A 6,394-nucleotide genomic window follows, 5' to 3' on the forward strand; every position below is an offset into this window, starting at 1 on the left:
CAGAGAGGTCTTGTCCTGACAAGACCTTCATTGCATTATTAAAAGGATCTGGTAGAATTTTAAATAAGAAGCCTGCTATCAGATGATGCAAAGAGGGAGGGAAAACATGTTTAGCAAGAGCAGCAAGGATAGAGCCGAGTCGGTAGAAATAGAAAGAATGCACGTATCACGGAAGCTCCATTATGTATTGCTATTTTACTTGATCTGTGCCACTTTGCTGCTAGGCGGTTGCGCCATCCCCCGAAATCAGGAGGCAGCATCACGGCAGGTTGCGGAGCCTGAATTTGATCCATCAACAATGTGTCGCGGATGCCATGGTACTATCGTTGAGCAGCACGAAGAGTCGATGCACGCGAAATCTTTTTCCAATCCTGTTTTTCAGGCTCAGTATTTCCGAGAACTGATTCCGCAGTTATCCAAGCATTCTGACCTGCAAAAAGAAGCAGACAAGTGTATTGCCTGCCACGATCCCATCTCGTTTATAAAAAACAAGGGGTACATCACGAGCCCGCATCAAACAATACAAAACCTCTCTGGCATTGTATGTGACTTATGTCACCGAATCAGCGCGTATAAAGGGGAACGGCCCGGGGGGGGGAACTTCATTGCAACACCAGGAGAAAGTAAATTTGGCCCCTTTAAACACGCTTCGGACCGGCATCATGCATATCATGAGCTGCAGACCAGGAGCGAGCTTTGCGGTATTTGTCATAATGACGTGAACCATGAGGGGGTGGAAATTAAGTCGACTTTTACGGAATGGAAGGAAAGTTCCTATGCAAGGAGGAAGATTCACTGCCAGGACTGCCATATGAACTTACAGGGCTTTTTGACCGACAATAGGCCCGTATTCGATTCCGGGCAGGCGGCGTCAATGACCCTGGGGGCTACCTATCAGCGGAGTAAGCTCTATACGCATAAGTTCCCTGGCGCTCATGCCAAGACGCAGACCTCTGATGCTCTTATGCTTGAATTAAGCGTTGATAAATCAGAAGCAGCCCCCGGAGAAGATATTATGCTTAATATTCATGTCTCTAACCGGAAGGTGGGTCATTCCATGCCTTCTGGAAGCACTGACCTGAGGATGCTTTGGGTGGAGCTTGTTGCAAATATAGATGGCATAAGTATCGCCATCCCGGTTTTGCCCGGAAACGACTTGTATGGTATTGCAGGATATGGCAGTTTTGATAAGGAGATCATTGGCGGGGATATTCCTGAGGGAAGTCGGATCTATCGCTCTGTCTATCTTGACAGGAACGGGAAGCAGACACTTTCTTCGTATAATGCGGCCAAGATCATATTTGACAACCGCCTAAAGGCAGAGGAAATGCGCAAAGAGAGATACCATTTCAGAATACCGAAGAATGCTGCAGGAACAGTGAGTTTCATGGCTCGGATATATTATCTCAGATACCCCGGTTCCTTTGCCAGTTCGCTTGGTATTGAGAAGACTGAGCCTGTGGAGTTGGCCGATGCAAAAAAAGAGGTCAGGATCAGATAAAGAGCTATTGACTACATCCGTTGTTATTGAAGAAGAAATGATGAATGCGCTATAATGCCCCAGATTCTTACGGGGGGATTATGGCACTTCAAAAGATGGAAATGCGGAGCGAAGAAAGATTTCCTTATCTCAGGACGATAAAGTATGTTTGCATCCCCGATGCCGAAGAAGATTTTAAAGGTGTAACCATAGATATCAGCAAGTCGGGTATGAGCCTCTATATTTTCAGTCCCTTCTGTATTTGTGAAGGCCTTTCTGTGAAGGTAAAAGACGATCTGCCGCTGGGGTCCGCGACGGGAGTTGTTCGTTGGGTGCGACAGATTGACAGGGACCTTTACCGGGCGGGGATTCAGTTCCACTAAGCGGCTCAGAGCTGGTTTCCACTTTCCATTTTATTCTGCTATTATGCCGTCTGGAGTAAACGATTATGTTTCGAGCAACGAGGAGAAACCGATGTCGGATCTAAAGAAGATGTACAAAACCATTATGGATGATAATTTCCCTGACGAGATGACTATCAGATTTGGGAGTCAGACGCTCGCATACAAAAAGAGGGCGTGGAAGATTTCTGATGAGAAGACGGGTGAACTTGTTGAAAAAGGTTTGCGCTATGGGGAGAATCCTGATCAGCAGGCCGCACTCTTTGAGTTGGTGAATGGTAATCTGGTGCTGGGAGATTGCAGATTCATTGAAGCGGGCAATGGGCTTGTGAGCAGTATCTCGGAGGCTGACATGCTCCAGGCCGGCAAGCATCCTGGCAAGACGAACCTTACGGACCTCGACAACGCTTTGAATATCCTCAAGTATCTTTCTGACAGGCCTGCGGCTGTCATCATGAAGCATAATAACCCCAGTGGTGTCGCATATGGTGATACCGTTGCAGATGCCTATGACAAGGCGAATAGGGCCGACAGGATTGCTGCATTCGGCGGGTGCCTTGTTGTTAACCGGCCCCTGGACAAAATGACTGCAGAATTGATCAGCAATAATTATCTTGAAGTTGTTGGAGCCCCTGATTTTGAGAATGGAGCCTTCGATATTATAGCGAAAAGGAAAAACCTCAGGATTGTGAAGATACATAAGATAGATGATCTTGAAAAATACCGCTCTTTTCGTTTTGTGGACTTCAAGTCATTGATAGACGGCGGGATAATTGTTCAGCAGTCCCCGGTGAACAGGATACGGACAAAGGATGATTTTCTGCCGGCAAAAACCATGCACAAAGGGAAAGAATACGCGGTTGAAAGAAGGCCAACCGAAAAAGACTATGATGATATGCTGTTTGGATGGAATGTTGAGCAGGGCATTACGTCAAATTCGGTCATATATGTGAGAAATGGTGTGACTGTTGGAATCGGGACCGGCGAGCAGGACCGTGTTGGTGTTGCAGAGATTGCTGTTTTTAAGGCATACACAAAATATGCTGATGCCCTCTGCTTCAAAAAATACGGAATCCCTTACAAGACCTTTGAATTAGAGTCCTCGCAGGGTAGAAGGGATTTTGCTGCGCTGCGTGAGATTGACGAACTGACTAAAGAAGCAAAGGGTGGTCTTATCGGATCAACAATGGTATCCGATGCTTTTTTCCCGTTCAGGGATGGTGTGGATGCCGGGATAAAAGAAGGTATTTCCGCGATCGTGCAACCGGGCGGTTCAGAGCGTGATTTTGAGGTGATCGAGGCATGCAATGAGGCAAGCCCGAAAGTGACCATGGTCTTTACGGGGCAGAGGGCTTTCAGACACTGAATAGTTGATGATTGAACGGGCTGAAAAATATTTTCAAAAAAAGATACACTTTTTTTTCTCATAATGCTATACTCCTGTTTCCCGTTGGTGGATTCTTTTAAGGTCGCAGTATGAATACTGCCCATAAAAAGCTTGACATTAATTAATTGCTCTGGTAATATTGCAAGGTTTCCCAGAGTTTAGAGGATTGTTCACTTTTTATTTTTTGGAGGAAATGTGCCTACAATAGCACAGTTAGTACGGCAGGGACGCAAGACCCTGATAAAGAAAACGAAGTGTCCAGCGCTGAAGTCATGCCCCCAGAAAAGGGGAGTCTGCACTAGGGTCTACACTACAACGCCAAAGAAGCCTAACTCAGCATTGAGAAAGGTTGCCAGGGTGAGATTAACTAATGCCATGGAAGTGACGGCCTATATCCCAGGTGTTGGGCATAACCTTCAGGAGCACTCGATCGTCATGATCAGGGGTGGAAGGGTGAAGGACCTTCCCGGTGTCAGGTACCATATCATAAGAGGTACTCTTGATTCGCAAGGCGTCAATGACAGGAAGCGCAGCAGATCCAAATACGGAACTAAGAAGCCTAAATAACGGAGTATGTAAATGCCGAGAAGAAGAGTCGCCGAAAAGAGAGAGATACTGCCGGACCCGAAATATAATAGTAAGGTCGTGAGCAAGTTTGTCACCATTATTATGGAAAGCGGGAGAAAGTCCACCGCAGAGAATATCTGTTATGGGGCCTTTGATATTATCAAAGACAAGACGGGAAACGATCCGTTAAAAGTCTTTAAGGCTGCGCTTGAAAACGTGAAGCCGCTTCTTGAAGTTAAGGCGAGAAGGGTTGGTGGGGCTACCTATCAGGTTCCTGTTGAGATCAGGCCACAAAGAAGGATGGCTCTTGCGTTTAGATGGCTTATTAATTACTCCAGGGGTCGTGGAGAGAAGACGATGCGGGAGAGGCTGGCGGGAGAGTTGCTGGATGCATTTAATAATACCGGTGCTTCCATTAAGAAAAAGGAAGATACCCATAAAATGGCAGATGCTAATAAGGCGTTTGCGCATTATAGATGGTAGAGAGATTAAGGGAGATATATCTTGTCACGCGGTCCTTTAGAAACAACACGCAATATTGCTATCATGGCACATATCGATGCCGGAAAAACCACAACAACCGAAAGGATACTCTATTATACCGGCGTAACCTATAAGATCGGTGAGGTTCATGAAGGCACTGCTGTCATGGACTGGATGGTGCAGGAACAGGAGCGAGGCATTACCATTACATCAGCTGCAACAACCTGTACGTGGCGCGACCATAGAATTAATATTATAGACACCCCCGGGCACGTAGACTTTACCATAGAGGTTGAACGCTCCCTTAGAGTCCTCGACGGTGCCGTTGCTGTATTTGACTCGGTTTCCGGTGTTGAGCCTCAGTCTGAGACAGTTTGGCGCCAAGCAAACAAGTATAATGTCCCCAGAATTGCTTTTATGAATAAAATGGACAGAATGGGTGCTGATTTTTATATGTGTATTAACAGTATGGTTGACAGGCTTGGCGCAAACCCCGTGCCAATTCAGATACCGATTGGAGCAGAAGATCAGTTTAGAGGACCAATCGATCTGATAAGTATGAAGGCCTACTTCTATGATGATGAAACGCTCGGTGCAAAATATGTCGAAGGCGAAATACCTACAGAATATCTTGACCAGGCCAAAGAATATCGGGAAAAGATGATCGAAGCCATTTCTGATGTTGATGAAAAGGTGATGGAGAAGTTTCTTAACGGCGAGGAAGTGACTGCCGATGAGATCCGTGCGGCTCTGAGAAAGGGTGCTATTGCGATGAGCCTTACTCCGGTCATCTGCGGAACGGCCTTCAAGAATAAGGGAGTTCAGCATCTCCTTGACGCTATTGTCGACTATCTGCCTTCTCCTTACGATATCCCCCCTGTAATCGGTATTTCACCGGATGATAATTCAGAGCAGATTCGGAAGCCTGAGCCAAAAGAACCTTTTTCTGCCTTCGCATTCAAGATTATGACGGATCCGTTTGTTGGCCAGCTTACATTCCTGAGGGTCTATTCAGGAACTATGAGCGCAGGATCGTATGTCTATAACTCTACAAAAGGCACGAAAGAGCGCGTCGGAAGACTTCTTAAGATGCATGCAAACAAGCGGGAAGACATTAAAGAGGTTTCTGCTGGTGATATTGCTGCCGCAGTGGGCCTTAAGTCTACTCTTACCGGTGACACGCTCTGCGATGAAAAGATGCCGGTCATCCTTGAGGCTATGGAGTTTCCTGACCCGGTCATCTCTGTCGCAATTGAGCCGAAGACAAAGCCGGACCAGGAAAAGTTATCGCAATCTCTTGCAAAGCTTGCCCAAGAGGATCCTTCGTTCAAGGTTTCGGTTAATGAGGAGACTGGTCAAACGCTTATTGCTGGAATGGGCGAGCTCCATCTCGAAATTATTGTCGACAGGCTCACGCGTGAGTTTAAGGTGGGGGCAAATGTCGGCAAGCCGCAGGTTGCTTACAGGGAGACGATTCGTGCGGCTGCAAAAGCTGAGGGAAAGTTTGTCAGGCAGAGTGGCGGCCGCGGACAGTACGGCCATGTCTATCTTGAGATAATGCCGCTTGAGCCTGGCAAGGGTTTTGAGTTTGTGAGCAAGGTTGTTGGTGGGACCGTCCCGCGTGAATACTGGAATGCTGTTGAGAAGGGCGTTAAGGAGGCTGCTGATGGCGGCGTGCTTGCCGGGTATCCCTTTGTTGATTTCAGGGTAACGCTTACTGACGGCTCATATCACGAGGTCGACTCATCAGAAATGGCGTTTAAAATCGCAGGGTCTATGGGCTTTAAGGAATGCGCCAAAAAGGCAAAGCCGATTATCCTTGAGCCGATTATGAATGTTGAAGTTGTTACTCCGGAAGATTATATGGGAGATGTTATTGGCGATCTTAACTCCCGGAGAGGCAAAATACAGAATATGGAACAAAGAGGTAAGGCACAAGTTATCAAGTCTCAGGTCCCTCTTTCCGAGATGTTCGGCTACGCGACAGACCTCCGCTAGCGGACACAGGGAAGGGCAACATATACCATGCAGTTCGCGAACTATGACGAGGTTCCGAAAGGCATTGCAGAAGGTATC

5 protein-coding genes and 1 pseudogene are annotated in these 6,394 nt (G+C 47.0%); all 6 read left to right on the plus strand.

The window, feature by feature from the left end:
- Positions 1-106: 106 nt before the first annotated feature.
- The 6 genes and pseudogenes from HZB31_12520 (at position 107) to fusA (ending at position 6,394) form a co-directional block, all read left to right on the plus strand.
- Positions 107-1,501: a hypothetical protein gene (locus tag HZB31_12520; GenBank protein MBI5848743.1), complete on the plus strand. Its 1,395-nt coding sequence runs from the start codon at positions 107-109 to the stop codon at positions 1,499-1,501.
- Between the two features lie 80 nt (positions 1,502-1,581).
- Complete coding sequence (locus tag HZB31_12525; protein MBI5848744.1) at positions 1,582-1,863, plus strand: PilZ domain-containing protein; 282 nt, start codon at positions 1,582-1,584, stop codon at positions 1,861-1,863.
- A gap of 91 nt (positions 1,864-1,954) precedes the next feature.
- Positions 1,955-3,247, plus strand: coding sequence for an IMP cyclohydrolase (locus HZB31_12530; GenBank protein MBI5848745.1), 1,293 nt, complete (start codon positions 1,955-1,957; stop codon positions 3,245-3,247).
- A 216-nt stretch (positions 3,248-3,463) separates the two neighbouring features.
- Positions 3,464-3,835, plus strand: coding sequence for a 30S ribosomal protein S12 (locus HZB31_12535; protein MBI5848746.1), 372 nt, complete (start codon positions 3,464-3,466; stop codon positions 3,833-3,835).
- Between the two features lie 12 nt (positions 3,836-3,847).
- Complete coding sequence (gene rpsG / locus HZB31_12540) at positions 3,848-4,318, plus strand: 30S ribosomal protein S7 (protein MBI5848747.1); 471 nt, start codon at positions 3,848-3,850, stop codon at positions 4,316-4,318.
- 63 nt (positions 4,319-4,381) lie between these two features.
- Positions 4,382-6,394 (plus strand): annotated as a pseudogene (gene fusA, locus HZB31_12545) (elongation factor G).

This window comes from Nitrospirota bacterium (assembly GCA_016235245.1).
Classification (GTDB): Bacteria; Nitrospirota; Thermodesulfovibrionia; order Thermodesulfovibrionales; family UBA6898; genus UBA6898.